General features: G+C 46.9%; 26 protein-coding genes and 3 pseudogenes. 15 read left to right on the plus strand and 14 right to left on the minus strand.

What is annotated here, in order from left to right; translation table 11 throughout:
* Nucleotides 1-235: 235 nt before the first annotated feature.
* A complete protein-coding gene (locus ACWGOO_RS13520; protein WP_452484158.1) occupies nt 236-520 on the minus strand; it encodes a YesK family protein in 285 nt (94 codons plus the stop codon).
* A 299-nt stretch (nt 521-819) separates the two neighbouring features.
* Between ACWGOO_RS13520 and ACWGOO_RS13525 the strand changes: the two genes are divergently transcribed.
* The 3 genes and pseudogenes from ACWGOO_RS13525 to ACWGOO_RS13535 form a co-directional block, all read left to right on the plus strand.
* Complete coding sequence (locus ACWGOO_RS13525) at nt 820-1,332, plus strand: helix-turn-helix domain-containing protein (protein ID WP_452484160.1); 513 nt, start codon at nt 820-822, stop codon at nt 1,330-1,332.
* On the plus strand, nt 1,329-1,856 hold the full coding sequence (locus tag ACWGOO_RS13530) for an IS630 family transposase (RefSeq protein WP_452484162.1): 528 nt from the start codon (nt 1,329-1,331) through the stop codon (nt 1,854-1,856). The genes ACWGOO_RS13525 and ACWGOO_RS13530 overlap by 4 nt, the downstream gene beginning before the upstream one ends.
* 48 nt (nt 1,857-1,904) lie before the next feature.
* Nucleotides 1,905-2,003 (plus strand): annotated as a pseudogene (locus ACWGOO_RS13535) (Spo0E family sporulation regulatory protein-aspartic acid phosphatase); the annotation flags it as partial.
* 42 nt (nt 2,004-2,045) lie between these two features.
* Here ACWGOO_RS13535 and ACWGOO_RS13540 read toward each other — a convergent pair.
* On the minus strand, nt 2,046-2,414 hold the full coding sequence (locus ACWGOO_RS13540; protein WP_452484164.1) for a hypothetical protein: 369 nt from the start codon (nt 2,412-2,414) through the stop codon (nt 2,046-2,048).
* Between the two features lie 506 nt (nt 2,415-2,920).
* Between ACWGOO_RS13540 and ACWGOO_RS13545 the strand changes: the two genes are divergently transcribed.
* Entirely contained in the window at nt 2,921-6,283 is a 3,363-nt protein-coding gene (locus ACWGOO_RS13545; RefSeq protein ID WP_452484166.1) for a DEAD/DEAH box helicase, read from the plus strand.
* A 502-nt stretch (nt 6,284-6,785) separates the two neighbouring features.
* On the opposite strand, the gene ACWGOO_RS13550 is transcribed toward ACWGOO_RS13545, so the two are convergent.
* From ACWGOO_RS13550 to ACWGOO_RS13580, 7 genes are all read right to left on the minus strand, one after another.
* The gene (locus tag ACWGOO_RS13550; RefSeq protein WP_452484168.1) at nt 6,786-7,157 is read right to left on the minus strand and encodes an MmcQ/YjbR family DNA-binding protein; all 372 of its coding nucleotides are present in this window, start codon (nt 7,155-7,157) and stop codon (nt 6,786-6,788) included.
* 74 nt (nt 7,158-7,231) lie between these two features.
* Nucleotides 7,232-7,492 carry a hypothetical protein gene (locus ACWGOO_RS13555; RefSeq protein WP_452484171.1) on the minus strand — a complete coding sequence of 87 codons (261 nt, stop codon included), beginning with the start codon at nt 7,490-7,492 and terminating at the stop codon, nt 7,232-7,234.
* Between the two features lie 23 nt (nt 7,493-7,515).
* Nucleotides 7,516-8,079, minus strand: coding sequence for an NADPH-dependent FMN reductase (locus tag ACWGOO_RS13560; RefSeq protein ID WP_452484173.1), 564 nt, complete (start codon nt 8,077-8,079; stop codon nt 7,516-7,518).
* Between the two features lie 88 nt (nt 8,080-8,167).
* The gene (locus ACWGOO_RS13565) at nt 8,168-9,175 is read right to left on the minus strand and encodes an AI-2E family transporter (RefSeq protein WP_452484175.1); all 1,008 of its coding nucleotides are present in this window, start codon (nt 9,173-9,175) and stop codon (nt 8,168-8,170) included.
* A 508-nt stretch (nt 9,176-9,683) separates the two neighbouring features.
* Complete coding sequence (gene pssA, locus ACWGOO_RS13570; RefSeq protein ID WP_452484500.1) at nt 9,684-10,193, minus strand: CDP-diacylglycerol--serine O-phosphatidyltransferase; 510 nt, start codon at nt 10,191-10,193, stop codon at nt 9,684-9,686.
* A 25-nt stretch (nt 10,194-10,218) separates the two neighbouring features.
* Entirely contained in the window at nt 10,219-11,988 is a 1,770-nt protein-coding gene (locus ACWGOO_RS13575; RefSeq protein ID WP_452484177.1) for a sensor histidine kinase, read from the minus strand.
* A complete protein-coding gene (locus tag ACWGOO_RS13580) occupies nt 11,985-12,665 on the minus strand; it encodes a response regulator transcription factor (RefSeq protein ID WP_452484179.1) in 681 nt (226 codons plus the stop codon). Before ACWGOO_RS13580 ends, ACWGOO_RS13575 begins: the two co-directional genes overlap by 4 nt.
* Nucleotides 12,666-12,860: 195 nt before the next feature.
* Here ACWGOO_RS13580 and ACWGOO_RS13585 point away from each other — a divergent pair.
* The 4 genes and pseudogenes from ACWGOO_RS13585 (at nt 12,861) to ACWGOO_RS13600 (ending at nt 15,655) form a co-directional block, all read left to right on the plus strand.
* A pseudogene (locus tag ACWGOO_RS13585) lies at nt 12,861-14,126 on the plus strand (glycoside hydrolase family 30 protein).
* Nucleotides 14,127-14,177: 51 nt separating this feature from the next.
* A pseudogene (locus ACWGOO_RS13590) lies at nt 14,178-14,480 on the plus strand (winged helix-turn-helix transcriptional regulator).
* A 192-nt stretch (nt 14,481-14,672) separates the two neighbouring features.
* Nucleotides 14,673-15,428: a hypothetical protein gene (locus tag ACWGOO_RS13595; RefSeq protein ID WP_452484181.1), complete on the plus strand. Its 756-nt coding sequence runs from the start codon at nt 14,673-14,675 to the stop codon at nt 15,426-15,428.
* Between the two features lie 95 nt (nt 15,429-15,523).
* Complete coding sequence (locus tag ACWGOO_RS13600; RefSeq protein WP_452484183.1) at nt 15,524-15,655, plus strand: hypothetical protein; 132 nt, start codon at nt 15,524-15,526, stop codon at nt 15,653-15,655.
* 201 nt (nt 15,656-15,856) lie between these two features.
* On the opposite strand, the gene ACWGOO_RS13605 is transcribed toward ACWGOO_RS13600, so the two are convergent.
* Together ACWGOO_RS13605 and ACWGOO_RS13610 are read right to left on the minus strand one after the other, a co-directional pair.
* Entirely contained in the window at nt 15,857-16,075 is a 219-nt protein-coding gene (locus ACWGOO_RS13605) for a helix-turn-helix transcriptional regulator (RefSeq protein WP_452484184.1), read from the minus strand.
* 418 nt (nt 16,076-16,493) lie between these two features.
* A complete protein-coding gene (locus tag ACWGOO_RS13610) occupies nt 16,494-16,775 on the minus strand; it encodes a hypothetical protein (RefSeq protein ID WP_452484186.1) in 282 nt (93 codons plus the stop codon).
* Here ACWGOO_RS13610 and ACWGOO_RS13615 point away from each other — a divergent pair.
* The 6 genes from ACWGOO_RS13615 (at nt 16,774) to ACWGOO_RS13640 (ending at nt 21,730) form a co-directional block, all read left to right on the plus strand.
* Complete coding sequence (locus ACWGOO_RS13615) at nt 16,774-17,025, plus strand: hypothetical protein (protein WP_452484188.1); 252 nt, start codon at nt 16,774-16,776, stop codon at nt 17,023-17,025. The genes ACWGOO_RS13610 and ACWGOO_RS13615 overlap by 2 nt on opposite strands.
* Before the next feature lie 200 nt (nt 17,026-17,225).
* A complete protein-coding gene (locus ACWGOO_RS13620) occupies nt 17,226-17,951 on the plus strand; it encodes a TetR/AcrR family transcriptional regulator (RefSeq protein WP_452484190.1) in 726 nt (241 codons plus the stop codon).
* Complete coding sequence (locus ACWGOO_RS13625) at nt 17,951-20,317, plus strand: PEP/pyruvate-binding domain-containing protein (protein ID WP_452484191.1); 2,367 nt, start codon at nt 17,951-17,953, stop codon at nt 20,315-20,317. Before ACWGOO_RS13620 ends, ACWGOO_RS13625 begins: the two co-directional genes overlap by 1 nt.
* Before the next feature lie 218 nt (nt 20,318-20,535).
* Nucleotides 20,536-21,033, plus strand: coding sequence for a hypothetical protein (locus ACWGOO_RS13630; protein ID WP_452484193.1), 498 nt, complete (start codon nt 20,536-20,538; stop codon nt 21,031-21,033).
* Entirely contained in the window at nt 21,020-21,316 is a 297-nt protein-coding gene (locus ACWGOO_RS13635) for a hypothetical protein (protein ID WP_452484195.1), read from the plus strand. The genes ACWGOO_RS13630 and ACWGOO_RS13635 overlap by 14 nt, the downstream gene beginning before the upstream one ends.
* Before the next feature lie 18 nt (nt 21,317-21,334).
* Nucleotides 21,335-21,730 (plus strand): transposase, encoded by a 396-nt coding sequence (locus ACWGOO_RS13640; RefSeq protein ID WP_452484197.1) that lies wholly within the window; start codon nt 21,335-21,337, stop codon nt 21,728-21,730.
* 41 nt (nt 21,731-21,771) lie between these two features.
* Here the strand turns inward: ACWGOO_RS13640 and ACWGOO_RS13645 are convergent, their stop codons facing one another.
* Together ACWGOO_RS13645 and ACWGOO_RS13650 are read right to left on the minus strand one after the other, a co-directional pair.
* Nucleotides 21,772-22,143, minus strand: coding sequence for a hypothetical protein (locus tag ACWGOO_RS13645; protein ID WP_452484199.1), 372 nt, complete (start codon nt 22,141-22,143; stop codon nt 21,772-21,774).
* 8 nt (nt 22,144-22,151) lie between these two features.
* Nucleotides 22,152-22,613 (minus strand): Lrp/AsnC family transcriptional regulator, encoded by a 462-nt coding sequence (locus ACWGOO_RS13650; protein ID WP_452484201.1) that lies wholly within the window; start codon nt 22,611-22,613, stop codon nt 22,152-22,154.
* A gap of 279 nt (nt 22,614-22,892) precedes the next feature.
* On the opposite strand from ACWGOO_RS13650, the gene ACWGOO_RS13655 reads away from it, so the two are divergent.
* Nucleotides 22,893-24,437 carry an MFS transporter gene (locus ACWGOO_RS13655; protein ID WP_452484203.1) on the plus strand — a complete coding sequence of 515 codons (1,545 nt, stop codon included), beginning with the start codon at nt 22,893-22,895 and terminating at the stop codon, nt 24,435-24,437.
* 34 nt (nt 24,438-24,471) lie between these two features.
* Here the strand turns inward: ACWGOO_RS13655 and ltrA are convergent, their stop codons facing one another.
* Complete coding sequence (gene ltrA, locus ACWGOO_RS13660) at nt 24,472-25,875, minus strand: group II intron reverse transcriptase/maturase (protein WP_452484205.1); 1,404 nt, start codon at nt 25,873-25,875, stop codon at nt 24,472-24,474.
* Nucleotides 25,876-26,381 lie beyond the last annotated feature (506 nt).

Below are 26,381 nucleotides of genomic sequence, written 5' to 3' on the forward strand. Positions count from 1 at the left end.
ATGGATCTATAGCGGCAGATGCTATTAGAGCTTATTTTGGCCTAGGAGCTTGTTAAGGATAAAAATGTATTAAATCGAATAAATAGTTGATAATAAATCAGGGAGTAGTCGGTAGCGGATCTCCGATTTTTATAAGACATAAAATGCTTCTTACTATACAATCATTGAGGGATTATTATAGGTTGTGTTCCTATCAGCTTTCTTCTTCGATTTGGCTGTTAAGAAATATTATTTCTTAGATTTCTTTTTTGTTTACAAAGTAGTCTAACATCACGGGGACTATAAAGGCTAGTAGGCTAGGTAGACTTGTACCAATACTTAAAGCACCTAATCCCATTCCTTCAAATTTCCCTACCACAAAACTAAAAACAAATGTAAGAATACTTATAGAAAGGAGAAGTGCTGGAGGTAGGTACATAAGCTTTCTATTAGGATTTTTCCTGTATAAAAGATATGAAGAAATAATTAATAGCATAAAAATTAAGACCCAAATTATAATGAGACTCAGTATTTGAATCACCCCCTGTTTTGTAATTATAGCATATTCATCTTCGTTAAGTAGAAAGGTGCTCGTCGAATTGCATAAAATTACTCCGTTAATTTTTAGTTTGAATCAATCTCAGTTTTTTATAAATTATATCCTAGAATGTATATTTTGATAAAAGAAGTTAGTAAGGCGAACCCCAAATTGTACTTTGAAAAAAGGCAGGTGAAATAGTACTATATAGATTGAATTAAAGTTCATAGCAAACGTTGCAGGGAAAATGAACCATTTGTCGAATATGAAACAGATCAAAAATCGGACAAGTGGGGAACGTCATGGATAAGCAGAATGAACTGGAAAAAGTAGTAGAAGTAATGAAACAAGCTAAAGAACGCCGAATGTATGAACGTTATCAAGCCATCTATTTGCATTTGAAAGGTACATCCATGACGGTGATCGCTGACATTCTGAATCGAAATCGCATGACCGTGAGCCATTACATTCATACGTACAAAAACGGCGGGCTGGCTGCCTTGCAGCTCAAGCACTCTCCGGGTGCCCCCTCTCGGTTGACGAAGGAACAGCAGGATCGGTTGAAACAAACGGTGGCCTATTCGGTGCCCCACGAGGTCGGCTTCACGGCCAGCTACAACTGGACCCTTGAGCTCATCGCCACGTATGTGGAGCGAGAATGGGGCCACCGCTACTCGCTTCGTGGCATCTCCAAAGTGATGGAGCACTTAGGACTCAGCTATACCAAACCGACCTATACCTTCGCAGCGGCAGATCCTGAGAAGCAACGCCCGTTTACCGAAACGACGTTTCCCGATTTAAAAAAAGATTGTTGAATGACGAAATCGATCATCTGCTGTTTGAAGATGAATCGATGATTCGAGACTACCAAGCGATTCAGAAAACCTGGTTTCTCCGAGGCAAACAGCGAATCATCCAAACGACGGGCAAGCACCGTGGTGTCAAGTTGCTGGCTACGGTAGACTATGCGACAGGGCAGATCGTTTGGCAAGAAGACGAACAATATACCGCCGAGACCTTTTTAGCATGTCTTCAGAAAGTTCTTGAGGTATATCCTGAGGGGAATATCGTCATCGTATTAGATAACGCCCGAATTTATCATGCGAAGCTGCTACAACCTTTTTTGGACGAACAAAAAAATCGGCTTGGATTCGTGTTTCTGCCGCCTTACAGTCCTCAACTGCGTCCAGTTCTGATTGCTAGCTTTTTTAGTTCAACTTATATAGAACATGTGAGACTATTTGAGTCTTTTAAAGAGAATGCATCATCTGAGACAAAAGAAGCCAGGTGGACGGACATGAAGAGTAAATTGGCTTTGACCTTATTGATGTATTATTGACAGTAATTATCACCTCTTTCCTATATCAGGGAAATGGGAATAATTATGAGCCACGCCAGTGTACTAAGACAATCTATGATCCTGGATGAACTCATAAATCAATATAACCACCATTTTTATGTAAGAGAAAAAAATCCGATTCCTTAAATATAACCGATGGGGCAAGAAACTTGTGATGAGGTCGCTCGCCTATTTATTGTAACACTTCGTCTTACTTTTAAGGAGAGATACATAAGTTGGTGAAATCTTCAATAGCTGCGCATAGGTTTTCATGGAAGCACCGGGATATTGTTTCATGAGGCTTAGCAGGAGCTTGACCATTTGTGTATCAGATAAATATTGAATATCTTCTGATGTAGAAGGTAGTTGATTTTCTGAGATCGGGTTACCTTTGAGGTCATTTGCACAATAGATACATACATAAGATTTTTTGAAGCTTTCAGTTATGAAAAAATCCATTTCTGTGTTCTTGTTGAGATCTAATCGCTTTCTTATTTCCGCTAGGATGACAACCCCCCAAAAAATATCTAAATTTCTTTTCATTGCCGCGTCATTCAACGTATCCCCCCTCTGAGGCATATGATCCTTATTTTAATAAATATAGCAATATACGCCTGGAACGAAAAAAATTCATCAACGGAAGGATAAATATGGTATCGCGGTCCCTTAGCATAAATTTACACTTTATTCAAATAATATACAAATGACTCCTTATATATGTTACTTTTGTTTTGCAATATAAAAAAATAATAAAAGGACTTGTTAGGATGGGGGAAATTTCTCCGTTTTAGCTGTGTTGATTTTATTTTTTACAATAGCGCCTTTCAGAGAGGTTTCAGCGCAAGAGTTAACAACACAAGCCAGTAGTATTATTGCACAGTCAAATAACCCTGCCACTGTTATCAGTGAGACTTATACGTTCTACCCTGACAAATATAAAACATAGAGCCATGTCGTTCTATAGTATTAAAATGGAAAACTATTTCCACACGTATGTGTTCATCCTCCCGCCTGTTCTGTTATCATGAAAGAAAACGGAATGACTCAGGAAAGGATTGCGAACCATGAGCTTTGAACTTACCCGGCGGGTCATTAGACAGCTATGCAGTCAAGCCGCTTATGACGACGGGGATGCCTATTATCGGGCCAAAAGAGTGGCCTTTACGCAAATAGACCATGACGATGGTGTATATGAGGCCACGGTCAAAGGAAGTCGCTTCTATGCCGTTGCCGCTATGATCCGCCCCAACGGCAGTATCCACGCGGAATGCACCTGTAACACATTTCAGACCACCGGACGGTATTGTAAGCATATTGCCGCTGTTCTCATTAACGCCCATGAAATGCTGCACGGAAAAAGCCTGTCTGTGCGTTCTTATGCTTCCAGACTCCATTCGGACATGACCCCGGACTCAGTAGAAGGAACTGAAGCAGACGGAATCTATACCGCTACCGATGCTCAGTATGATCACGCCCGGACCGCACGATTCTCCGGTATCACGCAGAGTGACCTCCAGTTGACCGACAGTATGCTAAAGCTATTCAGCAGCAAGAAGCCGCTTCGCAGCACCCCTACCCTGCTGGATACTCGCGCTGTTCTGGATTTTCAGTTTGTGATCCGTCCCTTTGCCTACGGTTACCAGAAGTACATGTTTGGCATAGAGATGAAAGCCGGACCCAAACGATTGTATATCATCCAGAAAATCCGCCCGTTTCTTGACAGTATTGATCGTGGCGACAGCTACATGTTTACGAGAAACTTTTCATATGAGCCTCAGTTGTACCGATTTCGACTCGAACATGACGCCATCCTCCAGCAGTTGGTTCAGGTTCGCCGCAATGAACGGATGATCCGGGAAACCTCGGGTACGTATTCGTCCTCTGGCAGCCATATGAGTGGAGAACGGTTACTGCTCATTCCACCTGCGGCCTGGGAAAAGCTGCTCCCCTTGCTGGCAGCAGCACAGGGCGTCCAGTTTGAAATTCACGGAAACACAATCGAGGGTATTCCTCAGTCGGACAACATGCTGCCGCTGCAATTTGAATTCGATAAGGCCGAGGCTGAAAGCGAAGGCTACCAGCTAAGCATTCAGGGATTGGCTGATCTAACCATTATGGAGGACTACGGCATCGTCATTGCCGATGGCAAGCTCGTAAAGCAGAAGGACGATCCGCTGCGACGTCTGTCCGAGCTAAAACGGATGGTAGAAGTCCACCACAAGCGGAAAATTCAGATTGCACCGGAACAGATGGAGTCTTTTATGGACAAGGTCGTCCCCGGGTTGACGAAGCTTGGACGTGTCCATATGACACGATCTGTCTCTGAGCGGGTCACACAGCAGCCATTGAAGGCAAAGCTGTATCTGGATCGGGTAAGAGATAAGCTGCTGGCAGGACTGGAGTTCCAATACGGGGAGATCATCGTGAACCCACTGGAAACCGACAAGCGGAAGCCTGACAACGAGCGTATTCTGATACGGGACGGGGAGCAGGAACAGCGGATCTTGGATCTGATGGAGCATAGCTCCTTCGCCAAGACAGATAGTGGATATGTTATGGAAGATGAGGATGCGGAATATGATTTTCTGTATCATACGGTGCCACAGCTAGAAAAGCTGGTAGAGGTATATGCCACAGGTGCCGTTAAATCGAAAATAAACAACACCCTGCCCACCCCGAAGGTACGAGTAGAGCTGGATGAACGCACCGATTGGCTTGAATTTACATTTGATATCGAGGGCATTCCGGAGTTGGAAATCCGCAAGCTGCTGAAATCACTGGAGGAAAAGCGAAGATATCACCGCTTGCCGAATGGCGCTTTGCTGCCGCTGGAAACAGAGGAATACAAGGAACTGATCCGGTTCATGAACGAAACGGGAATTCGCAAAAGCGACCTGGATGCCGCACAAATTCGCATGCCCGTTACGCAAGGACTGTATTTAATAGATCCTCATGATCAGGGGAAGAACCTGACGCTGGGCAAAACGTTTCGCCAACTGCTGGAGAATATACGCAATCCCGATCATCTCGACTTTCCAGTACCCGATACACTCGCTTCGATCCTCAGAGATTATCAGGTCTATGGCTTTCAATGGCTCAAGACGTTGGCGCATTACCGTTTTGGAGGCATTTTGGCAGATGATATGGGACTGGGCAAAACGTTGCAAAGTATCGCCTTCCTCGTCTCTGTGCTGCCGGAAATCCGCAATCAGCAGCTTCCAGCCATGATCGTGTCCCCTGCGTCTCTGGTGTACAATTGGCGGAATGAGCTGGAGAAGTTTGCACCGCATATCCGCGTCGCTATTGCAGACGGTAACGCAGATGAGCGCAGTCGAATCATCACGGACGCAGCCCGGTATGATGTCATCATCACCTCCTATCCTCTGCTGCGTCGGGATACGGACTTGTACGGCAAGCTATCGTTCCACACGCTGATTTTGGACGAGGCGCAGGCATTCAAGAACCATGCCACCCAAACGGCACAGAGTGTGAAGGATGTGAAAGCCCGTTACCGTTTTGCCCTTACTGGAACGCCGGTGGAAAATACACTGGAAGAGCTATGGTCCATCTTCGATGTTGTATTTCCCGAGCTATTTCCCGGTGGAAAAAGAGCATTTCACAATCTCACCCGGGATGTGATCGCCAAGCGGGTACGACCATTTCTGCTGCGCCGCCTCAAAAGTGACGTCCTGAAGGAGCTGCCGGAAAAAATCGAATCCGTTCAGGTGTCGCGACTCCTGCCGGATCAGAAGAAGCTGTATACGGCCTATCTGGCCAAGCTTCAGCACGAGACATTAAAGCATCTGAATGAGGAAGGCTTCCAGAAAAACAGGATCAAGATCCTTGCGGGTCTGACCCGGCTTCGCCAGCTCTGTTGTCATCCGGGCTTGTTCATCGAGGGCTACACCGGAAGCTCAGCCAAGTTTGAGCAGTTGCTTGAGATCGTTACGGAATGCCTTAGTTCGGGAAAGCGGATGCTCATCTTTTCACAATTTACGACGATGCTTCAATTGATCGGGCGCGAGCTTGCTCAGGAAGGAGTGCCCTACTTTTACCTGGACGGGCAGACTCCCGCTTCGGAACGTGTGGAGCTGTGCAGCCGTTTTAATGAAGGAGAACGCGATCTGTTCCTGATTTCTCTGAAAGCAGGAGGAACCGGCCTGAATCTCACCGGAGCAGATACCGTCATTTTGTATGATCTGTGGTGGAATCCCGCTGTAGAGGAACAGGCTGCCAATCGCGCCCACCGGATGGGCCAGAAAAAAGTCGTGCAGGTGATTCGTCTCGTCGCGCAAGGTACGGTAGAGGACAAGATGTATGAATTACAGCAAAAAAAGAAAAATCTCATCGACCAGGTCATACAGCCGGGACAAGAAACCCTTTCGACACTGACCGAGCTGGAGATTCGTGAGCTGTTAATGATCTAGACGGTCCATCCAGCATCTGGTAAGCCCCGGCTTCAGCACGCATATCTTTACCTAAACAGTAAAGTAACCATGCAACTACGGGCGCGTAAGCCTGTTTGAAATCTCGGAGCTGGGTAAGGAGCTATTGCTGGAAGACAAGAAAATGAGAGTAGCCCGGTATTACGAAATGTTGGAGAGCTGGACGGATGAGGAATAGGAAAAATTCGGGGAGCTGTTAGTACGGCTGAACAAAATCTAATGGGCGACCATACCCGGCGCGTCTGATTCAAAAAAGCCGACAGAGATGACGTGAACATTTTCAAGTGTAATCGAACCTTTTTTCATCCGATCAGGTACTTCATCCGCACTCTCAAAGGTACAGCCAATATCCTATCGTTTGGGTATCCGCTTCAGGCACATATTCTCCAGCACATCATCCGGCATAAGCCACGATTTCTGAACGCGGATGTATCGCCAGCAGCAGATGGATTAATTCTTGAACCTTCATCATACAACACACCTTTCACAGATCGGTTGCCCGTATTCTCATCGTAATGGCTTCACGTTGCGCTTTGGTCAAGCTTTTGAAAACCAGCTCGTACGAATGGTCGATCATGCTGTACAAATCCTCCAGCGGGAAAGTAGCATCGACTGTTACCGTGTTCCAATGCTTTTTATGTAAATGATATCCCGGCTTAATCGCCTTGTTTTGCTCACGCAGGTTCTCCGCAATGATCGGATCACATTTCAGAGATACGTGGCTAACGCCGTCCTTCTGGGTCAGGAGAGCGAACATTTTGCCCCCTACTTTCAGCACCAGCGGATCGGCACCAAATGGATAATCCTTAACAGCCTCTTTTTTGCTCAGACCATACATTACAATTTGCTCGTACACCAGTCTTCTCTCCTCTGCTACAGCCATCGCTCTATGAACCTATTTGTGCTCTATTATATCAGATCCCTGATATCTTACCCATTCACTGTTCCTCGTTCCCGTATGGACGCTGCACCAGCAAAAGACACAAGCGCCTTATACAGGCAGCGCTGTTTTGTCAGCAATCCAAAGGCACAAACGCTTGTGCAATCGTTGTAGACGACGCACAGCGTCTGGGCGTATACGAACCACGTTTGTATCGGGAGGGTCAATAACGTGAAGTTTCGCAGAAATATATACTTGTCGCCAGCTTGCAGGGATGCCGATGGATCCAGAGATGGAAGTGATATGTTCATGAAGGATCTGCTTTTCTTTTACTCTATACTGTCTGTCTCGAACAAGTTGAGTCAAGCCCTTGAAGTAATGCTTGTAACTCCTGCCTGGTTTCAGAATCGGTAATGACGCCCGCCTGATTTATCTTCAATGTGATATGCGGAATCATAACCTGTCCATGTTCCACAATCTCGGCATTGATCATTTGCAGTGTGAGCAACAAAGAGGCATGCGCCAGATTCCCACCCATAGGAGAGGGTGACGCGCTAATCACTGCTGTAGGTTTATTTACAAATTCGCCCGAAGAAACGATCCAATCCAATGCATTTTTCAAAGTACCTGGAACACCATTCCCATATTCCGGCGTACAGATCAATACCCCATCCGCTTCTTTTAGTTGTTCCCGCAGCTCCTTTACGGAAGCCGGCCCGTCATCTACATCCAGGTCAGGGTTAAAATGAGGAAGCTCACCCAATCCGTTATAGATCGTGAACATCATATTCTCCGGCGCTAACCCGATGGTAGCCTTCAATAATGCTGTATTGGAGGACTTTTGACGAAGGCTCCCCGATATAGCGAGTACCTTGATTTTCTGATCCACCCATATCATCCTCGTTTCCTTATTTAACTAACAACATCTTTTATACTCAGTGTACTACAATTAAAAAATGCCTGCGGCTTCGCAGACATTCGTCAAATCAGGTATCCTTCTCTTGTTTGCGCTGTACCCCAATCAGATCGAGGAAGAAAACAAACAGCGGAATACCTACGATCAAGCCCCAAATTCCAATCAGATGTTCAGAGAAAATCAATACGACAAAGGTAAAGAATATCGGTAAATTGGTTTTGGAAGACATCAGCTTCGGATTCAGGAAATAGGCTTCAATTGCATGTATAACCACAATCAAGATGACCAGATAAATCACATATTGGATGCCACCGACACTGAAAGCGATCAGACCAAGCGGTATCAGCGAGATAAACACACCTGCCACCGGGACCAATCCCAGCACGAATATGATGAGCGCAAGACCCAGCAGATTAGGAAAGCCCATCGTCCAGAGCGCAATCGTGGTCAATATACAGTTAATTAGTGAAATCAGCAGTTGAGCCTCCAGCACCTTCCCGAACGTGTCCAGGAACATACGACCAAAATGGCCCACTTCCTTGAAAAACCACCCCAGCTTGCTATGCTTAAACGTAGCTGTAAAGCGTGTAATATAGGATTTTTCCATCAGGAAGAATAGGCTCAAAATAATCGAAACCAGCAGTTGTGTTCCCAATTGACTGACCTTCATCACTGCATTCAAGCCCGGCTCAAATAGCCGTTGAACATTCAGCGTATCCATAAACTCAATGATGGTTTCGTTCCATTGATTACGATCAGGATACATATACGCTTGCTGAATCATGAGATACACCTGCTTGACCTGTACAATGATTAGCGGCACCATTCGGTAAACGCCCCACACCATAATCAGAATTAGCAGCCCATACACCAGTAGCAGCACGACCATTGACGGCACATTGACGAACCGTTTGACCAGCTTATTCACTCCGTTATATATACTGCCGATCAGGATCGTAAGCAGCAGCGTTAACAAAATAATATTCATCATGCTTCTTAACAAAAACAACACCAAAATGATTATCGCAAGGACCGCTCCCCGTCTGACGCCCGCATGATTCATCCAGTTTCTTACCATTCGTCTTTATTCCCTCTCTCCCACTTGACTGTCAACCTTGTAGTCTGTCCTAACGATCAGCTTTCTCTTTTTAACAGTTTACTGTTAGCGATCAATAGAGAACACACCATGGCCAGGATGGAAATGGACTACCAAAATGTATTCTTGGCATCATCGTGATCTACAATAATGAGCCTGATGACGGACCAGAAACAGCGAGATATTCAAGATCATTTGCAGAATTCCAGGTAACTTCTCAATATATTTTTAAAAGCGTCACTACAGATCCCCTCACTGGTTATACAGTATCTTTATTATATTATCGGTGGAATACGTGAAAAATGCTACATTACTTTTGGTGTAACCTTATTGAAAGTGTATATTCGCTCCGGTAACATAACCAATGGAGATAAAAATAAGGGTCCATAGCCCGAAGCGTGCAAACCATCCCTTTACTTTGCAAACTGTTTCGGTGTCAGCCCGCCCCACTTGCCGTGCTTATCCACCAACGACTTCACCTCCTGATCGGTTATTTTTTGAAGGACGGGAACGCAATACGGCTAACCATCAGGAAAGAAAGCACTACCATGAGCCCAAGCAATAATTCGGGTCGCAAATACTCACTCCATAAAAACATAAAGGACAAAATCACACCCGCAGCCGTAATTGGCATGCCTACGAAGCCTTTACTAAAAGCCAACAGATTGAATCTTGCCAGCCTAACCGCACCGCATATCACAAACAAAACAGCCACAAGCGGCCCCATCCAATGTGTACCTCCCAGTTGGTAGAACAAGGTCAAGAAAGCAGGGGCAACGCCAAATGAGACTAGATCCGCCAGCGAATCGAGCTGCTTGCCAAATTCACTGGAGCAATGCAGCAGCCTTGCCAGCAAACCGTCCAGCACATCCCACAAGGCAGCCACCAAAATCAGAATAAAAGCGGTCGTATATTGTTCATGAATCGTGTAAAACAGGGATAGTACCCCTGCCCCCAGATTTGCAATCGTACATAGTGAGGGCAACCAATTCCATTTCATACTGCTTGACTCCTTTGCCATAGCTTTAACCTCCGAATATGACGACAAAACGAACGCCATCCTTGGTATTCTCCGCTATATAGCGAAAATCGTGCAAATCCAAAATCCGTTTGACGATCGACAGTCCCAGTCCGGTTCCGCCTGTCTGCCGGCTGCGTGAAAGCTCGGCCCGGTAAAACCGTTCCCAAATTTGCTCCAGCTGATCGTCGGGAATCGTTTCCCCTTTATTTTCAATGGAAAAGGTATTGATTTCCCCGGAGCCTTCGATACGGATCGTAATCGAACTTCCTTCCTCGGCATGCCGGATGGCATTGATGACGAAGTTGAAAATCACCTGCTCCAGCCACCCGGCATCGGCGTGAATTGGCAGCTCATTAGCAGGGATAATGACCACTTCCACATGCTTTTCCTTTAACAGATGGAACAGCTTATCCACGACTTCCTCCACCAGCTCGCTCAGTATAAAGGTCGTTTTGCGAAGCTTGAGGGTGCCGGATTCCAGCTTGGCGAGGTCCAGCATATCCTTGACCAGCCGCTCCATTTTGTCCGCTTCCTCAACAATCACCTTGATATAGTGGTCCTGCTTCCCGGCGCTAACGCCATCCTGTAGCCCTTCTGCGAAGCCTTTAACAATACTAAGCGGGGTCTTCAGCTCATGAGAGGCGTTGGCAAAAAAGTCCTGCTGCACAGCCTCCATCCTCTGTTTCTGCTCCATGTCCTCAACCAGTTGCTGATTAGCCTCCTGAAGCTCGCGCAAAGCGGTGTCCAGGTTCTGGGACAGGGTATACATGCTGTAGGACAGGCTGCCCAGCTCATCATTTTGCCGAATCGGTGTATGGGCTGTAAAATCGAGCTTAGCCATCCGTTTGGCAGTATTGTTCAAGGCAATGAGCGGACGGGTCACCATTCGGGAATAGAACAAGGACAAAATAAGAATCAGCGCAAAACCCCCAATACCCAGGTACAGATAGAACCAGCGCAGAGCTTCATTCGTCTCGCTGATTTCCTGCAACGATGTCACTGTGAACAGCAGGTCGATCTCTCCGGTGCTTTGTCGCACAGGATGGACAATGACTGCATTACGCACACCCGTCCAAGGCTCCGTCCACTCTTCCTCCAGCACTTCAAAATTCTTGAGCTTCTCCAAATGGGTCTGCGACAAAGGAAACCATTCCTCCAGCGCACTAAACAGCAATCCTTGCCGCTGACTCCAGGTTTTCAGATCCGGTAGCACAATTTCTGTCACCGTACCGGACAACTTTACACGGCCCTCTGTGCTCGTCTCTTCCGATGTCGTTCCTATATGTTTGGAGCCAGGCTTTTGAATGCCCGACGGATAAATGAAATTGGCAGAAGAGATGCCGTTGGTTTCCAACACTTCACCTTCAACGGTTAATGAGTCGCCCGGCTGAATCCGGGCCGCCCTCAGTTCATCTCCAAATTGGCTCATAAACAGAGACAGCGATATTTTCACGATCTGTCCGTCTGCTTTTCGGAGATTGATATGGAACGGGTCATCCAGCTTAACTTTGCCGTCCAGCGTGACAATCGCCAACTGGCTCTTATTCTGAAACATAAAACGGGCTGCTTCTCGCGAAACCCTGTCGGAGCCCCAAGCTTCCTTGACATAGCTTTGACCGAAGCTTTGCAAACGGCTTTCCACGCGCCCAATCTTCTGTTGCTGATAAAAATTTTCAAAAAACAGCAATTGGCTCAAAATCACCATGCCGTAAAAACAAAGAAAAAATACAACGGTCATAATGAACAACTTAAAGGTAACTCCCCGTTTGTTCATTCTTCCTCCTCAAACCTGTAGCCTGTACCAAAAACAGTCCGGATATGGCGTGATTCGCAGCCCAGCTTACTTCTCAGCTTTTTGATATGCGTATCCACGACCCGCGTGTCTCCTTCAAAGTCGATCCCCCACACCCGGCTAAGTATCGCATCCCGTGAAATGACCATACCTTTGTTATGTATAAGCAGCCGCAGTAGCTCATACTCCTTGGGCGTCAACTCGACTTCCGCCTGATCCACCTCAAGCCGATGAGCCATCGTATTGAGAATCGCCGTGCCGAACCGCAGGACATGCGACTCAGGCAGCACATGGCCCTCTACCCGTTTCATCAGCGCGTTCGCGCGGGCGATCAGCACCTTGGGGCTAAAAGGCTTGGTAACGTAGTCATCTGCTCCCAGCTCAAAGCCCAATATTTTATCATCATCACCGGATTTGGCGGTCAGCAAAATGATCGGCACCCCGGAACGGCTGCGAACCTGACGGCATACCTCCCAACCATCCAGCTCCGGCATCATAATATCGAGTATGATCAGGTCGGGCTGCACCGAATCAAACCAGATTAGCGCATCTTTTCCATTACCTGCTTCATAGACTTCCCAATTATTCTGTTTAAAATAATCCGCAATGACTTCACGAATACGAATTTCATCCTCCACGAGAAGAACCCTTTTATTCAATCGACTTCCCTCTTTCGGTCATTCTAGGACATCAGCGTACCAAAGATATGTGTTCTTTATGTGTTCTTGGCACCTCTTATCAGCAGAATCTACCTTGGATTAGGGCAAATTTGTCTTGGCTCAGACCATCTCATCTCCTATGATCCTACCCTATAATAAGAAGAGATACAAAAAGCGTTCACAGGAGGGTAATATATGAGCAATCAGACCATTCAGTGGTTTTCCACTTCCAAAGCTAAAGCCTGGCAATCCCGATCTCTTCATCCTAGTGAAACCCCAGAGCATGCCAACCTGACCATTACGGGCGAAACGTATCAGCTTGTCGAAGGCTTTGGCGGCTGTTTTAATGAACTGGGCTATGTAGCCCTGAACCATTTGGAGAACGACGAACGGGAGCAGGTGCTTCACTCTCTCTTCCACCCGGAGGGCGAACACAAATTCACGATTTGCCGACTCCCTATTGGAGCCAGTGACTACGCGCTGGAATGGTACAGTCATAATGAAATGGATGGCGACGTGGAGATGAAGCATTTTTCCATCGAGCGTGATCAGTAGTATCTCATTCCTTTCATTCGGGAAGCGCTGCAACTTAACCCGGACTTGAAGCTGTTCGCTTCACCCTGGAGCCCGCCGACATGGATGAAATCGCCCAAGGCTTACCGTAAGGCAGGCATTACGATTCATCAGATCCATGTTCAAAATGAAGTCATTGCCGATCAAAAATTCCCTTCCTGTGTATGGACTGGTGAACAGCTTCGAGAATTTATTCGCGACTATTTAGGCCCTGCCTTCGAGGAACACGGACTGGATACGGAAATTTGGCTGGGTACCATTAACGCCCCTGATCCGTGGGAAGAATTAATGAAGAAGACTTCGACCGGATTCGATGAATATGCCCATACCGTACTGAGTGACCCGGAGGCCTACAAATATATTAAAGGCGTGGGCTATCAGTGGGCAGGCAAAAATGCCATCCAACGCACCGTAGCCAGCTATCCAGAGCTTCGTTATATGCAGACAGAAAATGAATGCGGGAACGGAGAAAATTCCTGGGATTACGCCAAATATGTATATAACCTGTACCAGCACTACTTCACCAATGGTGTGAATGCTTATATTTACTGGAACATGGTTTTGGAGCCGAAAGGCAAGAGCACATGGGGATGGGAGCAAAATTCGATGATCACCGTTGACCCGGCGGATCGTAAGCTTACCCTGAACCCGGAATATTACGTTACGAAGCACTTTTCTCATTTTGTATTGCCGGGTGCGAGACGCATTGGACTCCGTGGATCATGGACGGGAAATGCCGTCGCTTTCCGCAATGCTGACGGACAAACGGTAGTGGTCATTGCCAATCCGTTCCACGAATCACGTGTGCTGAATCTGTCCGCTGGAGAGGCTACACATCATTTTGAGCTAGAGCCTGAATCATTTAACACCATCGTCATTCCTTCTTAATCGTCGTAGCTTTCCATCCGTATCCAAAAGTATGGTTAGTTTCCAAAATGGATGTATCCCCTTTTGCGTATAGTAGCCCTAAATAGTATATTGGGAGTAACTACGGACAGGAGGTGAATGAACATCACTATTGTAAAAGACCGGATTGATTTGAAGCTGATCCCCCACATTACGCAAAAAATGCTGACTAAACCAGCTGCGCGAGCTGGAAAAGGATAAACTCATTCTTCGTAAAGTCTATCCTGTAGAAGCCTGATTCCGGTACTGAGAGCGATGTACGATTGGGGATCAAACTATCGCGAGAACGTGATTTGGAAAGAAGAAGAAGCGATTCAGGACGTAACGCCCGTTTAATCAGCTTAACTATATATTTTCATGGGGTTCACATCGGTTAATGTGTTTGATGTGAGTCAAACCAAAGGTAAGGAGCTGGCCAATCTCCGTGTCATTATCCGCGATGATATAAAAGATAACCATAGAGCCGCAGAATTGTACAATTCGCTTTATAATCATATAGGTAAAAAATGTATATTATAGAAAGTGCATGTGGAAAATACGACGATGAAGCTGAAAACATTAATCCACGAATACGCACATGCTCAACTCCATCGAATGGACAGCCCTGTGAAAGACTTACCCAAAAAGCATAAGGAGGCCCAAGCTGAAGCTACGGCCTTTATGGTTACAAAATACTTTGGCATTGATACGGAAGCTTACAGCGCCGGGTACATAGCAACCTGGGCTAAGGATATAAATCTGGCCAAGCAAGCCCTTGGAGAAATTCAGAAGACGGCCAACAATATTATTCGTGAAATTGACCATTTGAACAAAGAACGCTTTCAGGAAGTTACACAGCAAAAGCCTATGGATAAAGAGGAAGAACGAGCTTTTTTACTGAAAGAATCGCACAAAGCGGCTACTCACATTGCTCAAGAGTTCGTATCTAATCCATCATTGTTTAATGACGAAAAAGGAAAAGAAATTAAATTTTTACTGAATTATATAGATAAAATACAAAATGGCCAAGCGGTTCCTGACCGTATGGCAAATGATTTTGTGAAAATCAGCGATAAAATATTTAAAGAAAGTTATGATAAACCGGAATTAGCAGAATCGAAATCTGCCAAGCTGGTGGATTATATTGAACGCTATAGTAAAGCTGATTTTCACGGGAAGTCACTACCTGATCCGATACAAGAAGTAGCTGCTACATCTGAAGGAAGATCCAAACAGGACGAGAACCAAAAATCTAATGTTATTGAGTTCCCAAAAGCAAAGTCCGGCCCTGATCTGGAACGTTGACATAGGCTGGCTTCCATTTCCATGTTATAATAAATAGTGACAAAGTAAACCGGTGGGGAATGACACGGCGAAGTTACCCGAAAGGGGGTGTCGCCGTGTCTATACTTGAATTGTGCCTGAAGCTTTTGGACGTGATGTTGAAGTTAGTCGGTATTTTTACCGGCCTAAATACTTTGCTCAACGCCTGGAAGCAAGCGCGCCGAGACAAGAAAAACCACCGGGGATAGGTTAGGGAGCCTAGTTATCCGGTGGTTTTTCATACGTGTATGAAATTCTCGCCGTGGTCGCCCACCGGCCTTTGTTACAAGCCGTGATGTATCCAGCATCACGGCTTTTCTATTTTACGACTTCTTAGTTAAAAGTATACCACAAGCGGACTGCATTTACACGAGTGTATATTTATAACCCCCTCATGAATAATGCGATGATCACCAATTCTGGCTAGTTTTTATTTTCCACTCTTCCACTTCTCGCGGCTCCACACCACACAATTTACAGATCAATAAGCCTAATGTTATATTCGGCGTTTTCAAACCGTATTCAATATTCTGATAATGCCGCAATGTGCATTTCATGTATTCATTAATTTTTAAGACAAGGGATTCCTGGGTGTAGCCCGCTGCTTCTCTGGCATCTTTTAATTTCAAAACTGGCAAACTCCTTATTTTCCTTTCCTCCATCTTACCCAACTCTTTAAAAATTTATCACGTTCTAAAAACCACGCCTTTTAGTTGGCGAATTATAGTTCGTTGTGTATAATGCAACTAACCGGATTTTCCCCCGGTTACTAGGTATAAGGAGAGAATCTTTTGCAAGTTTCTCTCCACTTCTGCAAAATGGCTATCTCTCTTAGGAAGACACTAACCAAGAAATGCCCTCGCTATAGGACAGCTCCACTCCTATGGATGAGGGCATTTTTTGAAGATACATATATAAAGGCGGCCCCACCCAGGTTGCCTTTTTTCGTAAGCTGGCTGGATCTGAATTTACCCTGGTTAAATAGAAAAATAGGGAAACATGGCTCATGCTACTGGCTCTAAGTAAATCGGAGAAGGAAGGAGGGCATCATGAACCACTACGCTGCGCTGCGCTATTCATCAAGCCTTCCTGCAAAGGCAGCACCATGATTCCGCTGCGCTCCATCATCGTGCCAAGGCCGTGTGTGGGAGGAATCGAAGAAGGAAGGAGAGAACCGGCAGCCGCCGGTTCTTTTGGATTGAAAGCATTTTTTTCCTTTTGGGGATGCCAGCCATGCGGCAGGCAAACCTCCAAAAAATGCTCTTTTGACAAATCCAAAATCGAAGGGATGAAGTGCAATGCAAAGTCAAATTCAAGGAGTAAAAGCATGAAAGAGCAGGATTGTACAGCGGTTTATAGGTATGTACGTAGTGCAGAAACGGAAGATTACTGGTCATTTTTGGAGTGGTTGGTCATTTCGCGTCTTCAGCTTTGTGAATCAACTATTGCCGATCTGGAAATGCGGCAGAAAGAGGGCGACGAAGACGAAAGGATTGTGCAACTGCTGGACGATTACCGAAAGGAGTTATCCGCTTATAAAGATTTAAAGGCGTTTGTTGATCGGAAAAAAACGAATTGATGGGAGCTTTTGAAAGGAGGGGAGGACATGCAGAATGAAACGATTCTCCAGCTTGCTATTATAGCGGGTGCGCTTCTCTCAGTTTTGCTCAGAAGAATAAGCGTTTCCGAGATAAAGGTTTATCTATCATAATCGCGCCGGTCAGCAAGACGCTGGCATTTAAATAAGATCCGGACATATCCCCTCACCCACAATGCCTATTGACCAGTTCGGTCAATAATAGTAATATGAGATCGACCAATATGGTCAATTGTTGTGAAGAAGGGAATTGGCAACGGATGTTTGATAAATTTTTAAACTTAGAGCCCGAAAAGCAGGAACGCATATTAAATGCAGCTATGAAAGAATTTGCCCAAAAGGGCTATAAACATGCCTCAACAAATGAAATTGTGGCCGAAGCAAAGATTTCCAAAGGACTTCTGTTTCACTATTTTCAGAACAAGAAGGAATTATTCCTATTTTTGAATGACTTTATTATGGATCATATTCTGAATGAGTTTTTTGCGAAAATCGATTTAAATGAAACGGATCTATTCTTGAGGATCAAACAGTTTGTTACGTTAAAAATTGAAGTCATAAACAAGCACCCTGAAATGTTTAATTTCCTGTTAGCTGCTAGAACGGAAGACGCCCCCGAGATAAAAGCCGAGCTTGATCGCCGAGATAAATCGGTTACCGCCAGCGGCCAGACCAAACTATTCGAAAATCTCGATTTTTCCCGGTTTCAAGAAGGGATCGATATCGATAAAGCGATCAATATTTTGATGTGGACGATGGAAGGAATATCCAATCGGGAGAAGGAAAAAGCAGTAACGAATTCCCTCATAATCAACCAGAAGTATTATGACGAAATCGTATCAGAAATGGATGGCTATATCGAGCTGTTTAAATCATGCTGGTACCGTAAACCAGAGAAGGAGTCTTGATGATGAAGCCAATGGTGACGAGCTTTAAGGATTTGACTCCGGAGCTGCAAGCCTCCGCAGGCGGAAAAGGCGGGATGCTCGCCAGCATGCTGCAGGCCGGATATCCGGTGCCGGACGGGTTTGTCATTCTGCCGTCTGCTTTTCAAGGCGACAAGCTACGCCCTCAAGCCTGGAAAGAGATTCAAGCAAAGCTGAACACCATGAGACAAAACCATTCGGGGACGCTCTTCGCGGTCAGATCGTCCGCATTAAACGAGGATTCGGCTCAGGCGTCTTTTGCAGGGGAATTCGAAACAGTGCTGAATGTCAGCACAGACGAGGCCATCGCGGAAGCCATCGATACGGTTTACAAGTCCGGAGAGTCCGAGCGAGTGAAAGTATACAGCTCCGTTCATGGCATCACGTCTCACCAAGTCGCCGTCGTGGTTCAGTATATGGTGCCGTCCGAGGTATCGGGCGTCTTGTTCACGGCGGATCCGCTCTCGGGCAGCCTTACGAGAATGACAGGCAACTTCGTATACGGATTGGGTGAGCAGCTTGTTTCCGGGGAAGCCAATGCCTCTGCATTCACTTTCACTAGGCCCAGAGGTACCTATGAGGGGCCGCATGTGATGAAAAAATATGCTTCCAGATTATATGCATTGGCCGCCAAGCTGGAGAAGAAGCTGGGGAGCCCTCAAGATATCGAATGGGCTATCGCCAAAGGAACGTTATATCTTCTTCAAGCCCGGCCGATTACAACGCTGACGACCGGCAATCCGGACACATATGAATGGAACGACTCGTTGACCGGGGATTTCCTGTGGACCAACACCAATATCGGAGAGGCTTTTGCCGATGTGTTTACTCCGTTTAGCTGGTCAGTCATCCGAGCGCAGGATGAGGAGCAATCGCCGCTCCCCGGCTATTATTTGTTTTCCGGGAATATCGCCGGAAGAGCGTATTCCAACTTGAGCTACGGACTATCTCTGCTTCCGGCCTTCGGTATCAACATAAAGCGCGGCATCGGAATGATCACAGACGTATTTGGAGAGCTGCCCGAGAGGATGACGATCCCGGTGTACCCGATGACGGCACTAGGTGCCTTAAAGTCAGCAGCGCCTAGGGTAAAGATACGGATGCGCAAATTCAAAGAATCATTTGAAATTATGCCGCAATATCTACAAGAGAATCCGGATTGGTGTACAGCGATGACGGCGCGCATTGGTAACGTAGCGTCAAAAAATGACTTGATAGCGTTATGGAAAAACGAGCTCCTGCCCCATAACTTCAAAGCCTTATGGGTTGCGCTTGCAGGCGGCCGGAAAATGGTGATCGCTTCGAAACTGAGGAAAAAGCTTGTAAGTATGCTTGGCTCGGAGGATGCGAATACGCTGCTGTCTAACTTTCGAGGTGACGCAGCGCTTGAAAGTCTTGGCCCCGTTACAGGTATATCCAATATCCTTAAAGGTGAACTGAGCCGCGAGGAGTACAGGAGACGTTATGGCCACCGGGGGCCTCATGAGTTCGAGCTGTCAATCCCTGATCCTGGTGAAAGCGACGAATGGCTGGATAAGCAGATCGATGAATTTAAAGCGTCTGACACGGACGTGGAGGGTCATCTTCGAAAGCAGAAGGCAAATTACGAAGCCGCCAGGAAACGGTTGGAGGATCGGTTACCCCGGAAAGCAGGTCGGATTGGCGAAACGCTTGCCAAGGTGGGCGAAGCGGCTCGTCTCCGGGAGTCCGTTCGTTCCGAATGGACCCGGGTATTCCGGGTTAATCGTGCATTTGCCCTCCGGGCAGGACTACTTGCGGGAATCGGCGAGGATGTGTTCTTCCTCTATATCGATGAAGCTCTGAAGCTGCTTGCCGGGGATGCCTCCGCCTTGAAGCATGTCCCGGCCAGAAAAGAAACCTATCGCAAGTACAAGTCGCTTCCGCCGCTTCCCTCCCTCATCCGGGGACGGTTCGATCCTTTCAAGTGGGCGGAGGAACCGAATCGAAGGGTCGATTTCTATGACCCGACAGTACCGATCGCCGCGCCTGACTCCCAGACGCTCAAAGGCTTCGCCGGAGCTGCAGGCCGGGTCGAAGGCAGGGTTCGCATTCTGGCCGCTCCAGAAGAAGGAGAGCAATTTCAGGCAGGTGAAATTTTGGTCGCTTCCACGACCAATGTCGGCTGGACCCCTTTGTTCCCTAGAGCCGCGGCGGTCATCACCGATATTGGCGCCCCTCTCTCCCATGCCGCCATCGTCGCCAGAGAGCTGGGCATTCCGGCGGTCGTCGGATGCGGCAACGCCACCGTCCTGCTGAAGACCGGGGACAGAGTCATCGTTGACGGCGGTCAAGGTATTATTCAACTATTGGAAAGGTCATCGATTTAAACTGAAGCCTAGTTAATCGACGAATTATCGATATAACCCTGCAAAATCTCCGGAGGTAATTTCTTTTTAAAGTGACCTGGTATATGTTCAAAACAATACGCCAGCTTACTAACTGTACTTGCTAAAAATCAGTTCCATGAAATGTAAAAAGAGACACACTTGACTCTCCGCGTAAAATAGAAGTACCACCAACGACCCTACGCAGGAGAGAACAAGACATGTCCCATACGATTAAATTAACACAACAGAGCCATTGGAACAATCTTTTGAAGCAGTGGAAGCTCCCGCTATATTTTACTAAACCCGCGCTCCATTACATCAAGTACTTCGTGGATGGCATGATTTCTACTGGATTTACGGGCACCTTAACCGACATTCATCGGGAAAGCATGCAGGATCGAGATCGCAGAACCCTGAGTCATTTCTTATCTCACGGTCACTGGAACACTCCCTACCTTAAACGTATCGTTCAACGTGTAGCTTTTCAGCAGGTTAAGGAGAGCGATCAGCAGCATCACAGCCCGATTTTTGTGATCCTGGACGATACCGTGTGTGAAAAAACCAAGCCTTCGTCACAGGCTACGCATACGATGCAAGGAGCTTCGTTTCAGCATTCTCATCTCAAGGGCCGACATGTATATGGGCATGCCGTTGTTCAAGCCCTGCTCCGTTCGGGTGATCAGGTAGGTATATCCATTTGCTATGGAACGTTATGACCCGGAAGGAAAGAGCAAAATTGCCCTGGCTTGCGAGATGATCCAGGCCGTCCCGATGTCCACGTGCCGGACTTACGTGCTGATGGACTCGTGGTATCCGTCGTCTTCGGTGCTTCAAACGAGTGCCGAGCGAGGCTTTCATGTCATTAGTGGTTTGAAAACCAACCGTATTTTCTATCCACAAGGCATTCGGCAATCGCTCCAAAGCTTTGCTTCCTACATCTCGAAATCGGATACCGATCTGGTGACCATCGGCTCCTCCGCTTATCGGGTATATCGCTAGGAAGGAAAGCTCAATCTCTTGGAAAACGCTGCACTGCTGCTGTGCTGGAAAGAGGAGGAAGGTTTTGACCCCAAACAAATGAAGGCTTTTCTAAGCACGGATGTTTCACTGACAAATGAAGAAATGCTAAGCTACTACAGCAAGCGTTGGGCGATTGAAACGTACTTTCGAACCGCCAAAGTCCATCTGGCAATGGATCGCTACCAGGTTCGATCTGCTAAGGCCATTGACCGTTACTTGACCCTACTGATGTTTGCTTCGATGTGCTGCATCTATGATGGCCAAGGAGGCTTGATCGATGGGTTACATCGCTACCGCTTACAGAAAAAACAGGACATGATTGAATATATCTACGACCAAGCTCAATCCGGGGCTACATTAGCCCAAATGAAAACGCAGCTCAGAGCGGCATAGGGATACTGTCAGCTTTTTCAGCTTCCAAATTATTGAAGTGATTATTCGCAAGTACAGTTATTATTAAAATAATGTTCCAGTGTAGACTTCTGGTGCTCCATTGTGTTCTCACCTGGATATCCAATGTTGTCGGGACCCGAATATGATTCGAAGAGTAATTCCGAAATCTTCTCTATATGTTCAGATGTAGGCTTTATTAGCTCAAGTCCCTCTCCCAATTCCTCCAGAGATTGAAATAATTCAGTTGGTCTTATCATCACCCATCTTGATTCGGAAGGCAAAAAACCTAACCTATAAAAATGTTCCGTTTGATAAGGTAAGATTTCGTAAGCATGAATTGGTTTGCTTAAATCTGAAATTTTCAGATGAAGACACCCCCGGGGATACCGATACCCGAGGGTGTCTTCTTTCATCCTTAATCTTATTCTGAATGAGCAGCTCCACTTGCTTCTTCCAGAGAATGAATGAGAAGTCTATGATCGATCGGTGACGACATGACAAGCAGGCTCGTGTAGGTTCCATACTTATCGCACTGGTTACTAAACTCTTCGAGGGTGCGCATCGAGTTGGTCACTACTTTTAATAAATAACTGTGATCTCCGCTTATACGGTGGCACTCGGCAACATGTGGAGATGTATGGACAAAATCAAGAAATGCATGGCAATCTCTAGTCCGAAACAATATATAGGCTGCCGTATCCTTTCCTATTTTTTCAGGAGAGATGATCGTGCGATACTCCTTGATAACCCCTTTTTCTTCCATTCGTTTAACTCGTTCTGTTACAGCAGGCTGGGACAAACCCACACATTTTCCTAGCTCCGTCATTGAAATCCTTGCCTGACTTTGAAGATAAAAGAGGATTTGTTTGTCTACATGATCCACTTTGAATGCTCTCCTTTAAATTTAACGTTTTTATGAGAAATTCATTTAATTACTTTGTATAGTCATCATAATGGATTGATTGCGTTATGTAAAACGAATGATATAGATTATATAATAAAACTCACATCGATAAGGCGAACCAAACATGAAAAGATAGAGAGGATGGCTGCCCTTGAGCAAATACGTTTTAAATAAGGCAGGAACAGTAAATGAGGCGCAATATTATAGTTGCGTTGCCGGATGTCCAGATCGTGAACAAAAGTCTGGAGGGAACTCTCAGTGAGCCTCTCCCTCTCCCGCAAAAACATAATTGCATTGGCCGCTATATGTTTGTCCGCATTGATGTTCGGCCTCGAAATTTCCAGTGTGCCAGTGATACTGCCAACTCTGGAAAAAGTATTGCATGGTGATCTTAAGGATATGCAATGGATTATGAACGCTTACACCATTGCATGTGCCACAGTTCTGATGGCTGTTGGAACGCTGGCTGACCGGTATGGAAGGAGGCGCATTTTTATTATCAGCCTCGTCTTGTTCGGTATTACATCCTTGATTTGTGGCTTGGCGCAAAGCACATCGGTTCTGATCATCAGCCGGTTTCTTCAAGGGGTGGGTGCTGGTGCGATGCAGATTTGCCAGATAGCAATTCTTTCACATCGGTTTCAGGAAGGACAAGAACGCAGCAAAGCCTTTGGCATATGGGGGATCGTGTTCGGTATCGGCCTCGGTTTTGGACCTATCATCGGCGGCATGATCGTGGCCGTGTTGAACTGGCATTGGGTTTTCCTGGTCCACGTTCCGTTGACCATCCTCACTTTGATTCTTGTTTTCGGTGGCATAGAGGAGTCCAGAGACCCGCAGGTGAAAAAGCTGGACATTATCGGCATCGTCACGCTTTCGTTGACAGTTTTTGGCCTTGCATACTTTATCACGCAAGGGCCGGAACTCGGCTTTACCAGCAGAGCATCCATTAGCATCCTTGTTGCAGTAGCCATAAGTTTCATTGTATTTCTATTTGCGGAAAAGCTCAGCGCCCATCCGATGTTTGACTTTTCCGTATTCAAGATACGTAATTTCTCTGGCGCTCTCCTTGGCTCCATCGGCATGAACTTCAGTTTCTGGCCGTTCATGATCTATCTGCCGATCTATTTCCAGAGTGGCCTGGGTTACGGCATCGTAGCCGCCGGGCTGTCTCTCTTGGCTTATGCGCTGCCCACCTTGGTAATTCCGCCTCTGGCAGAGCGCTTTTCGCTCCGCTATCAGCCGCGCATAGTCATTCCATCAGGTCTGTTCATCCTCGGTATGGGCTTCATTTTGATGAAATATGGCAGCGGCAGCGATCACGCCAGTTGGTTGACCATGCTTCCTGGCTCCTTGTTGGCTGGTATTGGGCTTGGCTTAACCAACACGCCTGTGACCAACACGACCACCGGCTCTGTTCCGAGTGCCCGTGCAGGCATGGCTTCCGGTATAGATATGAGTGCCAGATTGATCAGTCTAGCCATCAACATCGCTGTGATGGGATTCATCTTGCAGGAAGGTATTCTGTCTTATTTGAAGGGTGCCCTTTCCGGGACTCTCAATGCAGTGCAATTGCGGTCTGTAGCCGAAAAAATAGCCGCTGGAAATACTATATCGCTCAAGCAGAGTTTGCCAGAACTCTCCTCTCTGGATGCGTCTGGAGCCGTCGTCCATGCAGCGCTTGTACACGGCTTTGGCTTGATAATGCTCTACGGCGGTATTGGTGTCTGGGTTCTAGCCGCGATCAGTTTTATGATTTTTAGACCTAAGAATCGAGTAGGAGGCTACCCATTAGTTGAGTAGCCGACCTCTCACACCACCGTACGTACCGTTCGGTTCAACCGTTTAAGTACAATTGACGTAGACGCTCGTACTGCGCAGGGAAGTCATAATACCCTGCCTGTACGAGCCTTTTGTTTGTAACCGAGCGTTGCATTATCGCACTTCCGGCAATGCGCCAGTACCCCAGACGGGTGTTTCCCCATGGGTAGGCCTGCCCCTCCGGTACTCCCAGCTTTCGCAGGTTCCGTACCTTCGTTCTCGGCTTCTTCCACTCTTTCCAGATGTACATGCGCATTCGTCTTCGCAGCCATTCATTCCAACTTTGCAGGATTCGCTTCATGTCGGCTACATAGAAATAACCAATCCATCCGCGAATGTAGACCTTGACGTTTTCCATCACCTGCCTGGCATTCCTGCCTTGACTCCGGCTCGTTAGCTCTTTCAGTTTCCTCTTTGCCTTCGTGAGGGATTGCGGGTGAACCCGAATGTACATCCCGTTTCTGTTCTTTCCCATGGCGAATCCAAGAAATTTGAAGTGCTTTCGTGCCACGGCACTGACGACCTTGCTTTTCTGCGCATTCATCTGGAGTTTTAGCTTGTTCTCCAGATACGTCCGGCTTGATTTCAATAGCCGCGTTGCTGCTCGTTTGCTCTTTGCCAGTACCACGATGTCATCCGCGTACCGAATGAACCTCACGCCTCGGCTTTGCATCTCCTGATCGAATTCGTTCAGATAGATGTTCGCTAAAAGCGGCGACAGCGGCCCACCCTGCGGAGAACCTTCTTCTGTTTTGCGGCGTATTCCGTTTTCCATCACTCCGCTCTTCAGGTACTTTTTAATCAGGCCCGTCACGCGCTTGTCCTGAATTTGCTTGCGCAGGAGGTTCATGAGCAGTTCATGGTTCAGCGTATCGAAATACTTCGAGAGGTCGATTTCTACCGCATGGCTATAACCCTGCTCCGCATAAGTCTTCACTTTTCGAATCGCTTGCTGGGCACTTCGCCTTGGGCGATAGCCGTAGCTTCCTTCCGAAAAGAGCGGCTCAAACAGCGGTTGCAGTTGCTGGGCAATGGCTTGCTGGATGATGCGATCTACGACCGTCGGGATGCCGAGCTTTCGGACTCCGCTTCCATCTGGTTTGGGGATGTTCTTGCGTCGTACCGGGCTTGGCTTGTATTTTCCATCCCGGATGCTTCGCAAGAGTTCCACTCTGTTCTCCCGCAGCCACGGCAATGCCGCCTCGACGGTCATTCCGTCGATTCCCGGCGCTCCGTGATTGCGCTTGACTTGCTGGTAGGCTCTGTTCAGGTTGTTCCTGTCCAGTATCTTTTCCAGCAAGTCGCTTGCACCGCCTCTTTCCCTACTTTCCCGAGTGCCGATGCTCCGCGCTCCTGCATACTCTTCGCGTTCCACGCTATCCCTTTGCAGGTAGCCCTTTCGGTATTCTGCTTTTATCACACCGACTCTCCTTCCTGTTTGTACTCAAGACTTACGATTGTTCAGCCCTTTCCGAAAAAAACTTCCGGTACTATGGCCTCTGCTGACTTCTCACAGCAAGCTTTACTCCGTCTTTCGGATAATATTTTTTTTCCTACACAACGTCTGTGAGACCTCCCCGGGTAAGAGCGATAACCTTCCCCTCATCTATCTGTCACATTTACATCATGGAATTCGGGCAGTATTGGACTTCACTTTGTCTCGCAAGCTCGTCCGTTCCATCATGCCTTCTATGTGATTTCTGCTCGTCAGACCAAGGGTTTGCCTCCGGCTTCCTTCAGATTCTGCCTCGCGGCAGACACCCTTGCCCTTGGCTAACAGTTCCTACTGCCAAGCCTGTAGCGGACTTTCACCGCCAGGTTATCGCCCATGCCGGGCGCACGAGCAAAAAGACAATCCCGGGGATAGGGATTGTCTTTTTTTTAATATAAAGGACTATCGGCAAGATAATAAAAGAAAACGATGCA

Source organism: Paenibacillus sp. NPDC055715 (assembly GCF_053617595.1).